Origin of the sequence: Microcoleus sp. PH2017_09_SFU_O_A (assembly GCF_020738625.1) — a bacterium.
Classification (GTDB): domain Bacteria; phylum Cyanobacteriota; class Cyanobacteriia; order Cyanobacteriales; family Microcoleaceae; genus Microcoleus.
On sequence record NZ_JAEQCF010000067.1, the window covers coordinates 34,503 to 53,503 of the forward strand.

At 45.9% G+C, this 19,001-nt stretch carries 19 protein-coding genes; 8 read left to right on the plus strand and 11 right to left on the minus strand.

What is annotated here, in order from left to right:
• Positions 1-267: 267 nt before the first annotated feature.
• On the minus strand, positions 268-984 hold the full coding sequence (gene ribE, locus JGK16_RS23220) for a riboflavin synthase (protein ID WP_293184828.1): 717 nt from the start codon (positions 982-984) through the stop codon (positions 268-270).
• Positions 985-1,219: 235 nt separating this feature from the next.
• Between ribE and JGK16_RS23225 the strand changes: the two genes are divergently transcribed.
• The 5 genes from JGK16_RS23225 to JGK16_RS23245 all read left to right on the plus strand — a co-directional run bounded on the left by JGK16_RS23225 (position 1,220) and on the right by JGK16_RS23245 (position 7,672).
• Positions 1,220-1,729 carry a bifunctional nuclease family protein gene (locus JGK16_RS23225; RefSeq protein ID WP_293184826.1) on the plus strand — a complete coding sequence of 170 codons (510 nt, stop codon included), beginning with the start codon at positions 1,220-1,222 and terminating at the stop codon, positions 1,727-1,729.
• Positions 1,730-1,734: 5 nt separating this feature from the next.
• Positions 1,735-2,865, plus strand: a complete 1,131-nt coding sequence (locus JGK16_RS23230; protein ID WP_293184824.1) for an aldo/keto reductase — start codon at positions 1,735-1,737, stop codon at positions 2,863-2,865.
• A 321-nt stretch (positions 2,866-3,186) separates the two neighbouring features.
• The gene (locus JGK16_RS23235; RefSeq protein ID WP_293192718.1) at positions 3,187-6,501 is read left to right on the plus strand and encodes a PAS domain-containing protein; all 3,315 of its coding nucleotides are present in this window, start codon (positions 3,187-3,189) and stop codon (positions 6,499-6,501) included.
• 17 nt (positions 6,502-6,518) lie between these two features.
• A complete protein-coding gene (locus JGK16_RS23240; RefSeq protein WP_293192716.1) occupies positions 6,519-7,049 on the plus strand; it encodes a hypothetical protein in 531 nt (176 codons plus the stop codon).
• 305 nt (positions 7,050-7,354) lie between these two features.
• Positions 7,355-7,672: a hypothetical protein gene (locus JGK16_RS23245; protein ID WP_293192714.1), complete on the plus strand. Its 318-nt coding sequence runs from the start codon at positions 7,355-7,357 to the stop codon at positions 7,670-7,672.
• A gap of 419 nt (positions 7,673-8,091) precedes the next feature.
• Here the strand turns inward: JGK16_RS23245 and JGK16_RS23250 are convergent, their stop codons facing one another.
• Positions 8,092-9,201 carry an extracellular solute-binding protein gene (locus JGK16_RS23250; protein WP_293186863.1) on the minus strand — a complete coding sequence of 370 codons (1,110 nt, stop codon included), beginning with the start codon at positions 9,199-9,201 and terminating at the stop codon, positions 8,092-8,094.
• Positions 9,202-9,265: 64 nt separating this feature from the next.
• Here JGK16_RS23250 and JGK16_RS23255 point away from each other — a divergent pair, with 64 nt between their 5' ends.
• Together JGK16_RS23255 and JGK16_RS23260 are read left to right on the plus strand one after the other, a co-directional pair.
• The gene (locus tag JGK16_RS23255; RefSeq protein WP_293192712.1) at positions 9,266-9,391 is read left to right on the plus strand and encodes a hypothetical protein; all 126 of its coding nucleotides are present in this window, start codon (positions 9,266-9,268) and stop codon (positions 9,389-9,391) included.
• Positions 9,392-9,931: 540 nt separating this feature from the next.
• The gene (locus JGK16_RS23260) at positions 9,932-10,327 is read left to right on the plus strand and encodes a hypothetical protein (RefSeq protein ID WP_293186862.1); all 396 of its coding nucleotides are present in this window, start codon (positions 9,932-9,934) and stop codon (positions 10,325-10,327) included.
• 317 nt (positions 10,328-10,644) lie between these two features.
• Here JGK16_RS23260 and cobT read toward each other — a convergent pair whose 3' ends face one another.
• From cobT to JGK16_RS32810, 8 genes are all read right to left on the minus strand, one after another.
• Positions 10,645-11,751: a nicotinate mononucleotide-dependent phosphoribosyltransferase CobT gene (gene cobT / locus JGK16_RS23265; protein ID WP_293186861.1), complete on the minus strand. Its 1,107-nt coding sequence runs from the start codon at positions 11,749-11,751 to the stop codon at positions 10,645-10,647.
• On the minus strand, positions 11,726-12,103 hold the full coding sequence (locus JGK16_RS23270; protein WP_293192710.1) for a hypothetical protein: 378 nt from the start codon (positions 12,101-12,103) through the stop codon (positions 11,726-11,728). Before JGK16_RS23270 ends, cobT begins: the two co-directional genes overlap by 26 nt.
• Entirely contained in the window at positions 12,093-12,848 is a 756-nt protein-coding gene (locus JGK16_RS23275; RefSeq protein ID WP_293186858.1) for a DUF2232 domain-containing protein, read from the minus strand. Before JGK16_RS23275 ends, JGK16_RS23270 begins: the two co-directional genes overlap by 11 nt.
• Positions 12,849-13,434: 586 nt before the next feature.
• Positions 13,435-13,932, minus strand: a complete 498-nt coding sequence (locus tag JGK16_RS23280) for a universal stress protein (protein WP_293152300.1) — start codon at positions 13,930-13,932, stop codon at positions 13,435-13,437.
• A 314-nt stretch (positions 13,933-14,246) separates the two neighbouring features.
• On the minus strand, positions 14,247-15,545 hold the full coding sequence (locus JGK16_RS23285; RefSeq protein WP_293192708.1) for a hypothetical protein: 1,299 nt from the start codon (positions 15,543-15,545) through the stop codon (positions 14,247-14,249).
• A 117-nt stretch (positions 15,546-15,662) separates the two neighbouring features.
• Positions 15,663-16,373: a Crp/Fnr family transcriptional regulator gene (locus JGK16_RS23290; protein ID WP_293152297.1), complete on the minus strand. Its 711-nt coding sequence runs from the start codon at positions 16,371-16,373 to the stop codon at positions 15,663-15,665.
• A 321-nt stretch (positions 16,374-16,694) separates the two neighbouring features.
• Positions 16,695-17,579, minus strand: a complete 885-nt coding sequence (locus tag JGK16_RS23295; protein WP_363319713.1) for a transposase — start codon at positions 17,577-17,579, stop codon at positions 16,695-16,697.
• Positions 17,561-17,857 (minus strand): helix-turn-helix domain-containing protein, encoded by a 297-nt coding sequence (locus JGK16_RS32810; RefSeq protein WP_325315607.1) that lies wholly within the window; start codon positions 17,855-17,857, stop codon positions 17,561-17,563. Before JGK16_RS32810 ends, JGK16_RS23295 begins: the two co-directional genes overlap by 19 nt.
• A gap of 293 nt (positions 17,858-18,150) precedes the next feature.
• Between JGK16_RS32810 and JGK16_RS23300 the strand changes: the two genes are divergently transcribed.
• On the plus strand, positions 18,151-18,402 hold the full coding sequence (locus tag JGK16_RS23300; RefSeq protein ID WP_293186856.1) for a hypothetical protein: 252 nt from the start codon (positions 18,151-18,153) through the stop codon (positions 18,400-18,402).
• Here the strand turns inward: JGK16_RS23300 and JGK16_RS23305 are convergent.
• Complete coding sequence (locus tag JGK16_RS23305; protein ID WP_293203428.1) at positions 18,377-18,616, minus strand: hypothetical protein; 240 nt, start codon at positions 18,614-18,616, stop codon at positions 18,377-18,379. The two genes, JGK16_RS23300 and JGK16_RS23305, sit on opposite strands and share 26 nt — an antisense overlap.
• Positions 18,617-19,001: the final 385 nt, after the last annotated feature.

A 19,001-nucleotide genomic window follows, 5' to 3' on the forward strand; every position in this document is an offset into this window, starting at 1 on the left:
CGGTTGAAACCGCTTTTGACCTCTTACTCGTAGGCGAAGCCAGCGCGAAGCGCTTATGTGGCGAAGCGCCCGTCATCCGAGTAAGAGGTCAAACTACAAAAACGTAGGCGTTAGCCTTCCCGAAGGATAGTCTGCCTCCGCAGACTAAAGAGAATAACATAATGTTCGCCGCTCGTTCTTCAACCTGCGGAGGCAGGTTTTGTTTTTATAGACGCGGTTTCAACCGCCGGGTATTTTATGATTAAATACTCCGCGTACACCCGAAGATTACATAAATCCGTGTTCTGCTAAGAATTCAGGTGTAATTGTTCCCAAACTGTTCATGGCGGGGGTTTCTTCCCAGGGTTCGGGATGGGCTTCCCGGCCGCCGCTGCGGAGAAATTTGGCTACATATTTGCCGAGTATATCTGCTTCTAAATTGACTAAACTTCCCGGCTGCAAATAGCTGAGGTTTGTCTCGGAAAAACTGTGCGGAATTACGGCAACTTCAAACCAATTTCCGTCTGCATCGCAATCTGCTACGGTGAGGCTGATGCCGTTGACGGCGATGCTGCCCTTGGAAACGATGTATGGCGCAATTTGACGCTGCCATCCCGAATTGGCTGTTGGTGGGGCTGTAAACCTCATCTCCCAAGCGTTGGCGGTTTGGGTGGATGTCGCTAAGGTGCCGATCGCATCTACGTGTCCCGTCACAAAATGTCCGCCCAATTTGCTACCGGCGCGCAGCGAGGTTTCTAGGTTCACCCAAGCATCGGGGAATGCTCCCAAATTAGTGCGGCGCAAGGTTTCTGGGGAAGCGATGGCGACAAAACCTTGGGGCAGAACTTCCACCACTGTCAAACAAACTCCATCCACTGCTACGCTGTCGCCAATGGCTAAATCTTGTAAAATCTGATAGGAGTTGCTTGAGGTGCAGGAAATTTGGAAGTAATCGTTGCCTAGCGATTTCAGCTTTCCGAGAGATTGAATTAGTCCTGTAAACATAGTTATTTTTTGGTAGTCGATCGCTTATTTAAATCAAACCACAGTCACAAACCAGACGGAGGAGCTTTTGCCATCCCCTCTATCCCTATTGTCAATGGAAAATCTAAAATCTAAAATCGACAGTCCCAGATCGGTTGCAGATTCAGGCGAAGATCGAGTCATACTGGATTTAGGTGATCTTTATGTCCAAATTCTCCACCGCCTTGCAGTTTCTTAATTCTATGAGGCCGATCGAATGATTGAAATGAAAGTCGCTGGAATTGCCTTAGATGCAGCCACGCGCAGCCCTATTGTCCTATTGAGAGACGCTACTGAGCGTCGCGCTTTGCCTATTTATATCGGTCAGGAGCAAGCAAAGGCTATTATTAGTGCTCTGGAAGGCCACAAGCCTCCTCGACCTTTAACTCACGATTTGATGGTCAATTTCCTAGAGGCCTGGAGTCTTACCTTGGAGCGGATAGTGATTCACTCGCTGCAAGATAACACGTTCTATGCCGTGCTGATTGTCCGTCAGGGTGAAGTGAAAAAAGAGATCGATGCCCGTCCCAGCGACGCGATCGCCATAGCTCTGCGGACGAATAGCCCCATCTGGGTGATGGAAGAAGTCGTCGCCGATGCTTCTATACCGGTCGATCGAGATGCTGATGAGGCCGAACGCCGGGCCTTTCGCGAATTTATCTCAAACCTCCGCCCGGAGGATTTGATCAAGAGAAGCGGCTTGGGCCAAAGCGAAACTTCCTCCTAACAGATATGCGCTATCGACGGTTTGGCAAAACTAACTTGCACCTGTCCGTATTTTCCTTGGGAACCATGCGTTATTTGGCTTCTGAGGAAATTGCCTTTCAGACTGTACAACAAGCTGTATCTCAGGGAATCAATCACCTGGAAACGGCGGCGGGTTACGGTTGCAGCGAGGAATATCTAGGCGCGGCCCTCGCATCTGGTTTGTCTGTCGATCGATCGCGCTTCCACGTCACCACGAAAATCCCTCCTGGGGACGATGCTGCTGCCACGGAACGCTGCATCGACTCGTCTCTCAAACGTCTAAATCTAGACTATATCGATTGTCTGGCAATTCATGGTTTGAATGCTTGGGAACATTTGGCTTGGGTGCGATCGCCCACAGGCTGCATGGAAGCTGTACGCAAAGCCTTGGCTGATGGCCGAATTCGGCACGTCGGTTTCTCGACTCACGGGCCTCTGGATCTGATTTTGGCTGCTATAAATACAGATTTATTTGAATTTGTCAACCTGCATTATTACTATTTTTTTCAGCGCAACGCCCCGGCAGTTGAACTCGCCAAGCACAAAGATATGGGCGTTTTCATCATTTCTCCGGCAGACAAAGGAGGGCAACTCTACACGCCCCCAGAAACTCTCGCACAATTGTGCTCGCCTTTCTCGCCTTTGGAGTTGAACTATCGGTTTTTACTGAGCGATACTAGAATTGGAACTCTGAGTGTGGGGCCTGCAAATCCGACAGAATTAGAGCAACCTCTAAAATATGCCGATCGCGACTTTCCCCTCACCCAGGCCGAAATTGCTGCGTTTGTGAGGATTGAATCGGTGATTGCCGATCGTTTGAAAACTGACAAATGCAGCCAGTGCTACGCCTGTTTGCCTTGCCCGGAAAACATCAACATTCCCGAAGTATTGCGGCTGCGGAATCTCGCTGTCGGGTGCGACATGACTGAGTTTGGCAAATACCGTTATGCTATGTTTGAAAATGCCGGACATTGGTTTCCTGGAAGCAAAGGCAACCGCTGCACCGATTGCGGCGAATGTTTGCCCAGGTGTCCCGAAGAGTTGGACATCCCAACTTTGCTCAAAGACACTCACCAGCGACTGAATGGCAAAGCGGGCAGGCGGTTGTGGGATTGAAACACAAGGTGACAGTTGACAGTTGACAGTTGACAGTTGACAGCAAAGTCTACCTGGAAGGAAGAGGATTGGAGTAATGAATCGTCTTCTTTTAATTTCTCCGCGGGTTCCAGCTTTAAACCAATTCTTTCTGGTAAAAAAAACTAAATTACAAAATTTGGTTGAAGAGCCAGAAAATTTATTTCTATGACAATACCCCAGTTATTTTATGACTTTCTTCGACCCAGCGAGAGCCAACATTTTTCTGATGGGTGATTAACGGAACTCTCTCTAAAATCTCAACTTCCAAATCTCAACTTGATACTTCCAGATTAATATCCCGTGTCATCTACAAACGATTTAGCATCTACTACTATGGCTCAAACTCAGTTAAACGACAGCCAGCAAAACTGTTCGCAGCCTACTAATTTTGCGACTTCCGAAAGAAGATTGAAAGCAGTTTTCAGACCTGCCACCTACAACTTGTCTGTCACCAGAAAACAATTAATTGGATTGCTGGCTTTACAAACCATCTTGCCAGTCGGATTAACGGGAGCAGCACTTTGGCTAACATCAACTGTTGGAAGCAGCGAACTGCAAAATCAAGCTAAATCTGAACTGAGCCTTAGTGAAAGTAACTACAATCTTAAACTCGATCGCGCTGCATTCAGTTTGCAAAACTCCTCTGACAGCAAAACGATCGCCCAAATAGCCTCAGCTTATAACAGCGGCAAGAATATATCAAATTTGCGACAATCTGTCAAGGATATTTTGGAAACCCAAGTTAAAACAGGGGAAATAGACAGTGCTGTCTTAGTGGGAAAAAACGGGCAGATTGTAGTTAGCGTCAACCCCAACATCAAGGAAAAAAGTGTTAACCTGCAAAAAATAGTCGATCGAGTATTCGCTGCCAAAAAGCCAATAACCGCCAGCAAAATTATTGCCAAATCGGAACTTCAGAAACAATTGGTATCTTTGCCGCGCGCTGCGGGAGACGGTAGCGTTCTCATCCGCTACACAGCAACTCCTGTAAACGATCCCAAAACTAAGACGGTGATTGGTGTCTTAGTGTTAGAAAAAATTTTGAGCCAAACGACGGCAGTTGCTAGCAGCGAAACCATCAATTTACAAAGTGGCGGATATCGCGCTATCTACTCCGTCCCAACTGACGGCAAATTTGTGTTGGCAAGTTCGCAAATATTTACCAAAAATCAAAAGTTGCCAGATTTGCTGGCAGACAAATCGCTGCTGAAATCGGCACTCGCAGCCGCCGGCAAGCCTGTCGCTCAGGAAATGCGAACAGGCAGTAAAACTTATACAGTAGCTGCTCAATCCCTGGACAATTTAGCCGGAAAACCCGCAGCAATTTTAGTGCGGGGAATGCCACAAACTGATCTCGCATCCTGGTGGGGCAATAATTGGCTGCTAGCACTGTCTGTGGCTGCCGCCGCACCCCTGGCCTTAGCAGTAGGAGTCACCCGCCTCCTGGCCAAACCAGCTAACTCAGATTTATTAACAGCAGACGGGAATTTACGCTCTAACTCCACCGCCGAAGCGCACCCGCAATCGGGGAAGTGTGTTAGCGAAGCCAACGAAAAGGATCGCACTTCTGACAATTTATCGGAAAATTTATCTGACAATTTATCTGACAATTTAAATTTGGGCGAACTCCCCGGTTTATTCCTGAAACAACCTAATTTAGACAGTCAATTAGCGATGGATTTTGAGTATGGAAATTGTGCGGGCGATCGCGCGCAAATCACAAATCCCGAAATCTCGCTAACTGTCCCAACCCTAGAATTGGCTGCCAACTGGGGCTCAAACCACCCACAGCCGACAAATACAGAACCAGCAAAAAGCTCGATCGCCTTAAATCAAGTCCAGGAAGCTTGGCAAGACTTAAATCGCCTCAACTTGGAATTGCAGCGAGAAATACTCGAACGTCAAAAGGTTCAAACAGCCCTGCGGAAGAGCGAAGAACTGCTGCAAGCGATTTTAGACAACTCCACAGCAATGATTCACATCAAAGATGCTGACGGAAAATACCTGCTTACAAACAGCCATTTTGACAATTTGTGCCATATGGCAAAAGAACAAATAACTGGTAAAACCGACGGCGATATTTTTCCTCAAGACAAAGCATCAGTCTTGCGAGAAAACGACCTAAAAGTGATTGAAACCTGTTCGCCCCTAAGCATTGAAGAAGTCATCCCTCAAGACGACGGGCCGCACACTTATCTGTCTCTCAAATTTCCCCTCTGCAACTCCGAAGGCACAGCTTATGCAGTCGGTACAATTTCTACAGATGTGAGCGATCGCAAAAAAGCCGAACTCACCCTAGAAAAAGCCAAAGTAGAACTAGAAATAGAAGTCGAACAGCGCACGGCATTCCTCAAACAAGCCAACCAACTCTTGCAGTTTGAACTCGCCGCCCGAGTCCGCGGCGCCATTACCGTCAGACAAATGACGGCTCAAGTAGCCCGACACGCCAGAACAGTTGACGGCATTCTCGGCGCTTCCCTCGACCTAATTTTTCTAGTGGATCAGTCGGGAAGGTACACTTACGTCAGTCGCACCGCCGCCCAAGCTGCCGGCATGAACCCCAGAGAAATGATTCGCAAAACCTGGCAGGAATTAGGCTGGCCTCCAAACATTATGGAGCGGGTTCACCAACAGTGCGATCGCATATTTGTCACAGCCGAACCCGCCAAAGGCGAAGTAATCGTCCCCACCGCAGCCTGGGGAACCCGCGACTACGAGTACATTCTCAGCCCGGTGTGTGCGACAGACGGTAGCGTGGAAGCGGTGGTAGCCACGCTGCGGGATATCACAGAGCGCAAAGACGCCGAGGAAGCGTGGCAGTTGGCAAAAGAAGCCGCCGAACTCGCCAACCGCGCCAAGAGTGCTTTTCTGGCAAACATGAGCCACGAGTTGCGGACTCCCCTAAACGCAATTATCGGCTACAGCGATCTGCTGGTGGAAGATGCCGAGGAGGTGGGCAACTTAGAGGTAGTTTCGGATTTAGACAAAATTCGGACTGCTGGGAAACACTTGCTGCAACTGATTGACGACATTCTCGACATTTCCAAAATTGAAGCTGACAAGATGGAGATTTATCTCGAAAGCTTCGATGTTGGCGGCCTGATCGAGGAGGTGGCGACAACCATCAAACCGTTAATTGAGAAAAACGGCAATACCTTGCAAGTATTGAGTGCCGAGAATATCGGCGCCATGCACGGCGATTTGATGAAAGTGCGGCAGATAATCCTGAATTTGCTGAGCAATGCTGCTAAGTTTTCTGAGAATGGGGCGATCGTACTTACTGTCGAAAGAATTACCAGTGAAGAATTAAAAAATAAATATCAACCGCGAGTTGTTCAAATGTTAATTTTGGATGCTGAATATTTAGTTTTCCGAGTGACAGATACGGGGATCGGCATGACACAAGAACAGCAAGAGCGACTGTTCCAACCTTTCACCCAAGCGGACAATTCAACTACTCGCAAGTACGGCGGTACAGGTTTGGGATTGACTATCAGCCAGCGTTTTTGTCAGATGATGGGCGGTGATATTGAAGTTACCAGCGAGTTAGATTGTGGTTCTACTTTTACGGCTTTTCTGCCTGCTTCGTTGTTTAGGCGATCGGAATTTCAATAATTTTGTCGCAATAAATTATGATGAATCACCACAAATTCAGCCACCAAAATCAAGTTTTCCGGCGCAGACCTAGCATTTTGACAAAAAGTTTATGTTTGTTCCTAATTGCGAGTTCTACGTGCATCACAGCCTTGCTGTGGGGACAATATGCGGCGTTTTCCCAGCAACCAGTCTGCCCGAGTGGAGACGCTGCCAATTTCCCGTCGCCGCCGCTTTCGCAAGCCGAAAAGAGCACGCCGAGTCTGTGGTTGGCTCAAAAACAGTTTGGCGGCAAATTGCTCGATCGCTGGTTTGTCGATCGCAGCAACACATGGGTTATCATCATCGTCAACCGCCAACTGTGGAGTTTGCTCGATTATATGGAACGCTATCAGTTTGTCAACCGCTTCGGCGCTGCTTCTAGCGAGTACGGTTACAACCTGCGAGTTTGCAACCGTCAGGGGACTGCTTTGGCGGTTTATGCGTGCAAGGGCGATCGATCGAGCTGTAAAATAGATTTAGAATCTCTGTCAAATCCGGGTCTTCGAGGCAAAATCAAAGCTTTTTAGTAGGGTGCGCCAGCTATAGAGATTTTTGAGATAATCGATAAATTAAGAGGTGACGCACCGTGCATTTGAGCTAATAAATGCGGTTTCCAAAAACGGAATTAAAAAAAATTAATATCGAAATAGACAACAAATTGTGAGAAAAATTACGGGTGCATCTGGGTTTGGCAATTATATCTGTAGGGGCGAAGCATGACCGCAGTCAATATGGGATTATAACTAATAACTTATATACGGTCATGCTTCGCCCTCTTCAAAAACCAGATAGACCTAAAATTAAAAATTACTAGCAAAACAACAGGCAAAAAATGGCACTTCCTCAAAAAAAATCACGCAGTATCATCATAAACGATGAAAAATATCGTTGGCTTATTTCACGTGACGATTACGGCGGCATTGGTTTGTTTATAGAGTTATACGAGAATCCTGCTCAGAAATTGACGACAGCTTTTTCTTTTGGTTATCCAGCTATTACTCCTGTGTTCGTGTGTGAGGTAATTCTCCATGCCTTAGCACAAGGATACACGCCTCACAAAAAAGGTCAGAATTTTGGGCTACCTGAAAATTCACCCTTAGTAGTAGTTAAGAATTTAACAATTAACGCAGCTTATAAGTACAACTGGTGACTGACACACTCTATGGTTAAAGATGCGTCAGTTTTGATGATTTTCAAGGTACGTAGTTGCGCTTCAGCGCTCTTTAGATCTATGAAAAAGCGCTGAAGCGCAACTACTTACCTCAAAACGTACTTAACTTTTCACTACTTGCTCTTTAGATTTATGAAAGAGCGCTGAAGCGCAACTACGTACCTCAACACGTACTTAACTTTTTACTGCTTGTTTTTTAGATCTATGAAAGAGCGCTGAAGCGCTGAAGCGCAACTACGTACCTCAACACGTACTTAACTTTTTACTGCTTGTTTTTTAGATCTATGAAAGAGCGCTGAAGCGCAACTACTTACCTCAAAACGTACTTAACTTTTTACTGCTTGTTTTTTAGATCTATGAAAGAGCGCTGAAGCGCAACTACGTACCTTAAAACGTACTTAACTTTTCACTACTTGTCGAATTTCTTGCCAAAGCGATCGATATTCGGCAATCCCCGCATCTCCAAACGGCAGCAGAAAGTCGCTGGCGGCAAGAATTTTAGCATCCGGTAACAACACGGGATTGCTTCGCACATCGGCGGGCAAAGCCTCGGGTTTCATGCCGACAATTATCGGCGAACTAGCTTTAGCCAGCAAAGATAATTGAGGCGCAATCTGAGGCTGCAAGCAAAAATTAATCCATTTTTCCACTAACGAAACTGGCTTTTTTGATGCTGGTTGTACCCACAAATCCGTCCACAGTGCAGTTCCAGAAACTGGAATTACTACAGCAATATCCTTTTGAGTTTGTAACAGCGGCAGTACGTCACCAGATGAACCTACGGCTAACCAAGTATCACCTAAAATTAACGGTTGCAGGTATGTATCGGAACTGTAAAGCTTAGTTTGGGCGTGCAGATTTGCCAGTTCTTTTTTGAGGTTGGGAACTTTATCTAATTGCTGCGTGTTGTAAGATTTTCCGAGTTTTTTTAATGTTAAACCGATCACTTCTCTCGCGCTATCCGGTAGCGAAATTCGATCGCGCAATTCGACTCGCCACAAGTCACTCCAATCAGTCGGAGTCCACCCCAAATCCTTAAATTTGTCGGTTCGATAGGCAATTACCGTACTTCCCCAGCGGTAAGGTGCAGCCCAAACTTGACCTTTAGCGTCTAATTGGCCGTCAGCGTTACGCCGGACGAGTTTTTGCCATCTTTCGGGCAATTGCGACCAATTAGCAATTTTAGCAGGATCGATCGGCTGAATCAATTTTTGCCGAATTGCCAAAGTCAGCCAATAATCTCCCAACATCACCAAGTCAGCTTGATTTTTGGCTTCCGGTGTCCGTTTCCACTCCTGTAACAAAGCGAATAATTCTTTTAATTGCCCTTCCTGCGTTACCTGCAACTGCGGAGACGGTTGTAAATCGCGGCTAAATTTGCTTGCGAGTTGGGCCGGAATACCGTTTTTGAGCGATCGAATTTTGAGAGTGGGTTTCGAGTCGCAACCTGCCGCCAATTGACTTAAAGTTAGGGTGGCTGCGCCCAATAGCAAAGACCTTCGTTTCACCTGTGAATCCGCTTTTCTAAATATTGACCGATGTTTTGTGTTCTGCGACCCGGGAAATAATTGTTTGTCGAGTCCGGTAGTCCGCACCGATTTGTCTTATTTCTTTTTCCAACACATAGCCATTGTACTAGCTTCTGCTGCGATCGGAGTCGGTGCTCGTCTTGCCGTCAACTTACCGCCTCGTTTCTAAACTCCAAATTTCTTTGGGCTAATTTTGCCGGTCTTTGCGGGCGATCGCCTGTATCTGTGTTACATTCCTTAATATCAGGAAACCGCGAAAGCGCCACACTCTGCCGTTGGATGACGCTTTTTCCACAAACGAAGTGAAAAAGTCCTTTTAAATCCGCGACAGTTTAATAACTACAAAACCCGGTTGCTGTCTCCATAACAATCTCAACTCCCAAATCGAAAAATGGCAAATTGACTGCCGAGTCAATCTCACACTCCTGGAGGGACTCCCACTCTCAGAAGCCGAGTTTTTTTGTTTTTTTTAACTCTGATTGAAGGTTTGAACAAAGTATAGGAGTTAACAAACCTCGTTTCAGAATCCAAGAAAATCTAAAATCTAAAATCTAAAATCTAAAATCCTCAAGCTGAGTATCTCAACCTAGCGTCAGGATTGGGAAGACAACAATTACGTCAAAAATTAAATAATTTAGTGATAAATCCCACTTATGTAAAGATTTCCCTAATATGTAAAGATATAAGTTACTATTCCGAGGATGACTGTATGGAAGCGCTACGCCAGCAAGTTACAGCATTGACCCAACAAGTCGATGCTTTGTACAAACTCGTAGAAAACCTCAATGAAAAGTTATTGGAGTCCGCCAAGGAGACGAAGCTGGCCCAGCAGCATATGGACGATCGCTCCCTGACAGCAGGAAATCACAAAACCTCTCCCTATCAAAGCTACAGCAATCTCGACGGCATCCTCGGTCACAAGGACATACTGTTAGATGACAACTACTTCGACAAGAATTCTCAAAGTCTGGAAAAAGAGCTGACTTCCGAGATTCAAATCCAGCGCCTAACAGCTCAGCTAACAGCGGCTTACAATCGAATTGCTGCCTTAGAAGAACAGTTGGTCGCCAAAAGAATGCACTCACACGTAGGCGGGTCTAATTAAATATTGCTGCTGGCGATCGGCATGGATCGAGAGAGAAAATACAAGTTGCCTTGATTTATGCTCGTCTACTTATAGAGTCATTGAATAGAGTGTTTTGTCTCGCGAAATTCACAGGAGGAATACTGCATCAAAGCGAGATATTGTGTAGAATATTCTGTAAATCTGAAAGCAAAAATGCTACAGAAAATGATATAATTATTCAGCCCAAACAAAGCTAGTTGAGCAGCACAACGAGGTTGGCAGCTCGATCGCACATCTGAATTTTTCATATTTAATGCCTGATATTCCGACAGGCACGGAAAAGGAAAAACCCGGTTTTACTGTTGAATTTCACACCGCGAGGCTAGGGCTTCCACAGCTTGCAGAAGTTGGGTTGGAGTCCAATTCACAGCTAGGCCGCTGGCGATCGCACACGCACCCGCACCCACACCTTCCTTCACGTACCCGCGATCGTAAGCTTGCAGTTGCGGGTAGCGAGAACTGGCAAAACTTAGCTGTGCAGCCAACAGAGGGACACCGCCGATATCCGAGGCGAGTCCTACAGTGTCCCCTGTGGGGTCTTCCGCCACCCAGCGCGTAGTCCCCACCGCGACTTGTTCGGGACACCATAACAGCTCGTATTCCGTGGCTAAGGCTTGCATCAAAGCATACACTGCCAGCATTTGCGTGCCACCAGCCAAAAGTACCCCGCAAGTCCGACTCGCGGCGATCGCCATTCCCGCCACCGCTATTTGCATCGGATCGCCCACCGCCGCCACCAAATCCAGGGGGGTGCTATTTTTTCTGCCGATTTCCCACCCAGCATTATTGAGTCCCGCTGTCACCGCAGCCAATTTTTGAGCGTGATTGCAGGTAGGGTGAGAACTATTAACCTTACCCGCCGCTGCAATTCCCAAACCCATTAACACGCCCAAAGCAGTAGTCGTGCCACCAACTACGCACTCCCCTAAAATGACATAACTGCCATTAGTTTCGGCGGCCAATTTAGCGCCCCAAATTAATCCTTGTTCCAGCAAATGTTTGACTATTTCTAGTTCCAAAGCATTCCCAGAAGTTAGACACTTTGCCGCAGTACCGCCCAAATCAATTGTAGGTACGGGAGGCGGCAGGGGTAAACCTGCATTAAACAGGTAAAGGGGAATTTCCAAAGCTTCGACTACGGCGCGAGATATTAGCACCGGTGAGGCACCGGCTTCTAGGGGCGGCAAGGGATACTGCGGTGACGGTTGCGGGCCGTTATACAAAAATTCTGCATCGGCCAAACAAGTAAATTGTCGATCGCGCGGGGTTGCTCCTGCTGCCGAAATCCCCGGAATTAAGCCAGTTGCGGTGAATCCTAACACGCAGGCAAATATCGGTTTTTGTCCCCGATGGCGATCGAGCCACCGCTGGCCCTGTTCAATTTCTGTATAAACATGAATCATAATTAGTCAGTTGACAGTTGACAGTTGACAGTTGGCAGTAATAATCGGGGATTGGTAATGGGGAATTGGTAATGGGGAATTGGTAATGGGGAATTGGTAATGGGGAATTGGTAATTGCCGGAAAAACTAGAAAGAGGGAAAGCGGATAATTTGATTTTTTTCCTTCCCTCAACATCCATCTGTTAAATCTGTTACAAGATCCTTCTTCCCTCTTCCTTCTTCCCTCTTCCTTCTTCCCTCTTCCCTCTTCCTTCTTCCCTCTTCCCTCTTCCTTCTTCCCTCTTCCCTCTTCCTTCTTCCTTCTTCCTGATGACTGATGACTAATGACTAATGACTTCCGATTACTCCTCATAATCGATTAAAACTTGCACCCAGCGCGGCGGCCGCGGAATCGGATTTCCCAAACGATCTAACAGCAGCAAAGCTACTAAATGCACTACAAATAAATATACAATATTGTTAATCAAAATCATCCCAGCGGCGATCGCCCCTATTGTACTCAAACTCGGCACGCTCAGCCAGCCCAGCTTCACAAATACCCATTCCACAATCTCTGTTACCTGGGCGGTTACATAAACCCAGAGATCTTGACCCACCAAAGCTGACAGCAGCCAAAACTTAAAAAAGAACCCGACAGCACCAATTACCGCCCCCACACTAATAGAGACAGACCAACTCGCTTTGCGCCGCCAAAGTCCTCCCAGTGCAACTCCCATAATTCCAAAAGGAATCACGTATAAAATGCTCCGCGTTGGGCCCATGAGTACCGACAGCAGCAAACCGGAAACCAAAGCTGACATCCAAGCCGCTCTGTTACCCCAGCGCAGGTAAACTAGGGCAATGGGCACCGGGAAAAAAACCCGCAGCAACGGGCCCAGGGGAAAGTAATAATTTATCAGCCAAATCAAGCTAGCGGTACTTGCCAAAAATGCCGTTTCTACGAGCCTCAAAGGCGCTTCTCCAGTGGGGGGCGTCCCCGGGTCGGAATTTTTGCGATCGCCAGCCATTGCTGAAAAAGTGGCGGTTTGTGGCTCATTATTGCTACTGGGTGAACTGCCTGAATTAGACGCGGCATCTGCTGACAAAAAATCACTCATCCGATTTTAGATTTTAGATTTTAGATTTTAGATTTTACAGGACTTACGTGCTACACGTCTGATTCCCGATTTGAGATTTGAGATTTGAGATTTTACAGAACTTGCCTGCTGCACGTCTGATTCCCAATTTTCCGATTTTCCGATTTTAAATTTTATCAGAAAGAATTGGTTGAAAGCCCCAAGCGCGATCGGGAGAAATTAAAATTAGACTATTCATTACCAGAAAGAATTGGTTGAAAGCCCCAAGTCTTCGAGGGAGAAATTAAAATTAGACTATTCATTACTCGAATACTTGGACTTAAAGGTAGAGGTAGCTCTCGAACTGTCAAGCGGTCAACTGTCAATTGTCAACTGTTGAATCCAATCTTCTTCTTTCTAGGTAGAGGTCGCTGTCAAGCGGTCAACTGTCAATTGTCAACTGAATAAAGTTTGATATTTTACGACACTGGCGGGCCATAAGATTAATTTCCGGTTTCACTATTTGGAGGCCTCGCCACCCAATTTAATATTGTTCGCACAAACCAGGTTTAGGTAGGAACGCCAGTCTTATTTTAGATTGATGTTCTCAGGAAAATTTTCAGCAGCATCATTTTTCAGCTTTGACTTCCTGAATTACAAATACCGAACAAGATGCGTGGTGAACGACATAATTGCTCACACTCCCGAGGAAAGCTTCTGTAAGCCCCGTGCGGCCGCGCCTCCCCACTACTATTAAATCTGCACCCCAAGTTTGGGCGTGTTCGCAGACACAATGCCCCGGATCGCCATCCATTTGGCAGTCAAATTCCACCTCCAATCCTTGTTTGGCTGCAACCTCGCTATAATTTTTCAGCAAACCCTCAGACTGTTTTACCTCCCTTTCCAGCCGCAAACGTTGAGCTTGATAAGCTTGATCCATTAACTCGGCATTCAAGCCCAAATCTACCGGAATTGGCACTGCCGTCTCGCCCAGCGAGTTGACAGTAACGCAGTGAAATAGCATCATCTTAGCTCGATCGATCGAGGCTAATTCTAAGGCTTGACTGAAGACGCGGCGGCCAAGTTCAGAATCATCGACGGCGGCGAAAATTTTCTTAAAACTCACAGCTTTACCTCCGGCGGGAAATCATCAATATCAGTTAGTTAACAGAGAGTGTTGTTGAATGAGATTCAAATTAACAATCTCTGATACTTCTAGAGTAACCCATAAATGGAGTTAATCGGAGTAAGTCACAATATTCCAATTATAGTTCACTTTTTTAACTCCTCTGTAGTCGCGTCTTTCAGTTTGCGGGAGCTAGTCCCAACCAAATAGAGCGTAGTAAGGTAGGAATTTTTAGGCAGTTTACCCTAGCCTAGTACAATCAAAGTGGTAGTCGCTAACACCGTTCTAGTTTGATTGCACACCGTCACGTATTACTACTTCAGGCTTTTAAGATTGAGCGTAGCTTCTAGTAGGTTGCGCTTGATTGCTTTTAATGCCACGTTTCGGGCAGCATTTAATCCAGAGTGAGCCTTGTACCCATCAGCAGTTGCCACCAATGCAGCTCCAGATTGATAGCCCTCAAATCGAAGTGAGTCAGACGGAAACTTAGCCCCTCTCCAAAGTGGTTCTCCCCACGGACTAAGGCGACTCGTATTCATCGGACTAACGCGAGTTGTCACAATTGCATAATCTTGATATGCGATTCGTTTGACTTGCTCAAAGACCTTTCCCTTTAGCCAGTAGGCACGCTTTTGATTTGATCTCCTAGAGAATTTGCCTTTTTTCGGGCGAAGATTGCCTAGGTGTTCAAAACTAATTACATCCACTTTCCAGTGTTTTGCAAACTCAACAAGTTCCCTTGAAACCGCTCTGGAAAAATTAATTTCTCTGGCCGTTATTGAGTCCCATCTTGATTTAGCAAAACCACGACTCACTATTTTGGCTTGTCTCATCTTGATTGCAATTTGTCCTAGATCCCGCTTCCTACGAGCTACGTGACGCGACTGGTTGATAAAGTGCCTAGCGATTTCAGTCGTTTCGCCTCTGTCGTTGGTTTCTAGAACAGTTGCAATGATAATAAACTTGTCTAAATCCATGTCAATCCCGCAGGTTCTAAATGCGGAGTTAGACATAATTCCCTTGATACCTCCTGTGGCAGGCACATATTTTTCTAAGGGGAAAACGAGCCATAAAGAACCATTTTGTACTTGAATTCTTGGAGAACCTTTTGTCCATTCTGTCGGAACATTAGGACATTGATATTGATGTTTGACCCATTTCCATGAATTCCCTACTCGCATTTTCAAAACAATGGAGAAACCATCATCCTCTTTCCACATCCCTGAATCGTAATGCGGGTTAAACCGGAATGCCCTAGGATGAACTGGAGGTTTGTGATCTCTCATTCGCTTCGGACGATGCAACCATTTTTGATAGGTTGAATTCCAGCTTTCGTAAGCACCGATGGCTTGTCGGATTGCGGATCTTTTTAGCGGGGAAGGAAAGCCGCTAATAAACTGATGACCAGCGGTTAGTAATTCGTAGAATCGCCAGCCTCCCTTAGATTGCACGGGAATGCTTACGCCTTGAGGATTTTCAGCAATTAACAGGAAATAAAAATGCACTACTTCGTTGTAAGCATCCTTGGTTTCCTGCATATCAAATTTTGAGCGAATTAGTTTCGCTTTAACTGATTTGGTTGTAATTGAATATCCTTTTTGGCGTTTTAGCATTCTATAATGAAACTCCAATACACTCTAATTCGTCAATAGACGACAGATACATCGCGCTTAGCGCTCCAATATATACATAACCACTCCAGTATACTCCAATATTTCGTTTTGTAGTGATTAGACTAACAGACGCTCCAAGGCGTGTAGGTCGGGAATGCACAAAACGTCACGTTCGCGTTGAATAGTTCCTTTTTTTTCCAGCTTGCTCAGCACTCGCGTTACCGTTTCCCGAGCCAGCCCGCTGAGGCTACTTAATTCTCTGTGCGGCAGGTTGGGAATTTCTGTACCTCCACTGGACATTTTTTTCCCTTGCCCCTCTGCCAAAAATAATAGAATATCTGCTACTCGCGAGGTACTGTCAGACTCTCGCAAACGCAGGCGGCGGTTGACTTGTCGCAGGCGGCGGGCCATCAGTTGAGCTAGCCGAATGCCTGCGAGGGGCTCGGTATGAATGAGTTGCACAAAATCTTGAGCTGGCATATTGCCGATCAGTGTCGGGGCTAGGGTGATGACATCTGTCGATCGCGGTGCTTCTTCGATCGCTGCCATTTCCCCGAACAGTTCTCCTTTCCCTAAAATATTCAGCGTTACTTCTTTTCCGTCTAGATTGTAGGTGCGAATTTTCACCCAACCATCCAATATAAAATACACTGATGTTCCCCAGTCATTTTCTAGTAAAATCACTTGATTCGACGGATGACTGCGGGTAACGATGTGGACAGTTGCTCTCTCGATTACAGGGTCAGGCAAACCTGCAAAAAAAGGAGTAGAAACTATCAATTGATTTATATTTGACTGCGGATCTCGGGCGTTAAAGCGGTCTTCCATGAGGCCATCATCTTAATTTATGCGCTTGAGCTGCGCTGGGCAGTTAGAAATAGCTTGCAGCCGAGTCATTCGAGCGATTTGAGATTCAAGCATTTGAGGAACAAGGAGCTAAAAATCGGCAATTTTTCCTCTAAAGTTTTGCGGTCAAAGGTCGAATATGGGAATTATTGACGCGATCCCCGGCATAAATGCGCGGGAATTCTCAAAGGTTGCATTCCGGTGCGATCGCATCCACACCTTCACGCTTTCTTCTTCCTGTCTCTTAGGCTCTTAACTAGACCGTTTCCGGTTCCCGTCAGACCGCCTCCACAGGCAATTTCTTTAATGTCTACGAAGCGTCCCTCCGCCGACAATCCTTGAAAACCGAATAACTTGAGCGGCTGCTACATCTCGATGTGTTGTATACCCACACTCAGGGCAATTATGCACTCGTTCATCAAGTGCTTTCTTGCCAGTGTGACTATCACAATTCGGACAAACCTGAGAAGTGTAATCCTTGTTTACCTTCTCAAAATGTACTCCCCGTTTCCAGCACACCCACGACATAATCGCGATGAATTGACCGAAACCAGCATCTAAGGTGTGTTTGCCAAACCTACCTTTTGCCCAGACTCGAAAATCGATATCTTCAACAAATATCATTCCCGCATCTAGAGCTAGGTCATGAGCTAATTTAAACTGCCAATCTTTTCTGGTATCGGTAACACGCTGATGCAGCCTAGCAATTTTTCTATTCAACTTATGACGGTTGTTAGAGCCTTTCTTCTTGTTCTTGAGCCGACGTTGCAGCAATTTAAGCTTGCGGTGTTCGACCTTGAGCAACTTAGGACGTTTAACTAATTTGCCTTCAGAAGTTGCTAAAAATTGGTCTAAACCTAGATCTATGCCAACGGGGAATCCCTGTGCAACTGGTTGAGGAACATTAACATCACATTCTAAGAAAAGTATGATGAAATATCCACTAGCCTTCCGGACAATTTGAGCTTGCTTGATTGCAAACTCATTAGGAATCTCTCTTGATTTAATGAATTCAACAATGCCTAACTGTGGGAGTTTAATAGTATTTCCTTGGAGGCAATTTTTGAGCATTTGGGGAAATACAAACGACCGCATTCGGTATTTATTCTTAAATCTTGGGAATCCCATTCCCTTACGTTTCATGTCTAGGAAGGCTGTTTCCAGCTTTCTTAACACCTGTTGAAGCATCTTTTTGTGTTAACCGTTTTAAGTTCGGGAAACAACTCTTTAGCTTTGGTTAGCTCCGCTGCCTGATTGTAATAATTTGGGTAGGGAGCATCAGCCGGAATAATGTACTCGCGAGCGATCGAGCAAGCATTAATCGGACATTTACGAGAGTTAATCCAGTCTTTACGCTCTCTCAATGCGTAGTTCCAAACCTTACGACAAATTACCAGAGTTCTTTCGATTTGAGAAATCTGCTTGTCTGTCGGCTTTAGTTTGTACTCGTAACTGAGATTTAGCATGATTCTTGACTAGCTCTACAAAATATTATATCATTTTGTAGATACTATGACAATAACGAAATCTCACTCTTGTCACTGGCATTGCCTTAGCCTCCGGTTAGCTTTCATGTCCGTCTTGAAAGGACGGGGTTCTCAGCATATTTTTTATAGCCTCAAGCTCTGATTGGGAGCTAGAAACTAAAGACTATACCATAATTGTTTAGATACATACCGCCGAGTAAATTTTATTAACAAAATTTTAGCAGCGCAGCAAGGGACTGAGCGATCGAGTTAGCGAAGACAATGACTTCGCGATGACAAGCTTAACACTGCTGAGAGATTTGTTGTCAGCAGGCCCGACAGTCGATCGGCTAGCGGAAGCACAAGTCCGCCCACGGGACAGACAGCGACCACATCCGATTGCAACTCTCTGGAACCAGTCAAATGTCAGCACTACCAAGAAAATCCACACCAATTTCCAGTCTAAAGGTTGGCACTCTTGGCAACCGAAACCGACGCAGTTTCGAGCAATTTTTTATGCTACCCCGAGATTATTGTACCATTAATCTCTAGCCATGAACACAGATCGAAAGCTATCATAAAAGGTTGCTCAAATCGACTGCACGGGGACAAGCCCGAATCGGGGCATCCCAAAATCGCAGATTGTTTGAGGTTTTTCCCAAGTCTGTAGTCTGTAAAAGATGGAAACAAAAATTTACCAGAAAGAATTGGTTGAAAGCCCCAAGCCTGCTCGGGAGAAATTAAAATCAGACTATTCATTGCTCCAATCCTCGGACTTAAGGGTAGAGGTCGCTCTCAAACTGTCAACTGTCAACTGTCAACTGTCAACTGTTGAACGCATTACCTGAGGAGAGAGTGGCACCCAGCCACCGCCCCAAGCTCGGGGTTAGGAACTGTAACTTAATTTATGGACAAAGCTACCCATCCTTGACTATTTGGGTAGCTTTTTGAGCAAATTGTGGCGGCACGAGACTATTTGCCCGTAGTTCAATTTGTTTTTGCCCCCGTGCCATTGGATGACAGATGTGGGCGTCTTGCGTCAGAGAAATCTGCATTTGGACTGATTATAATTTTTTACCTGCCATGTTGACGCTCGCAGGAACTCGTATATAATACAAAGCACAATACATTTACTCATGTCGAG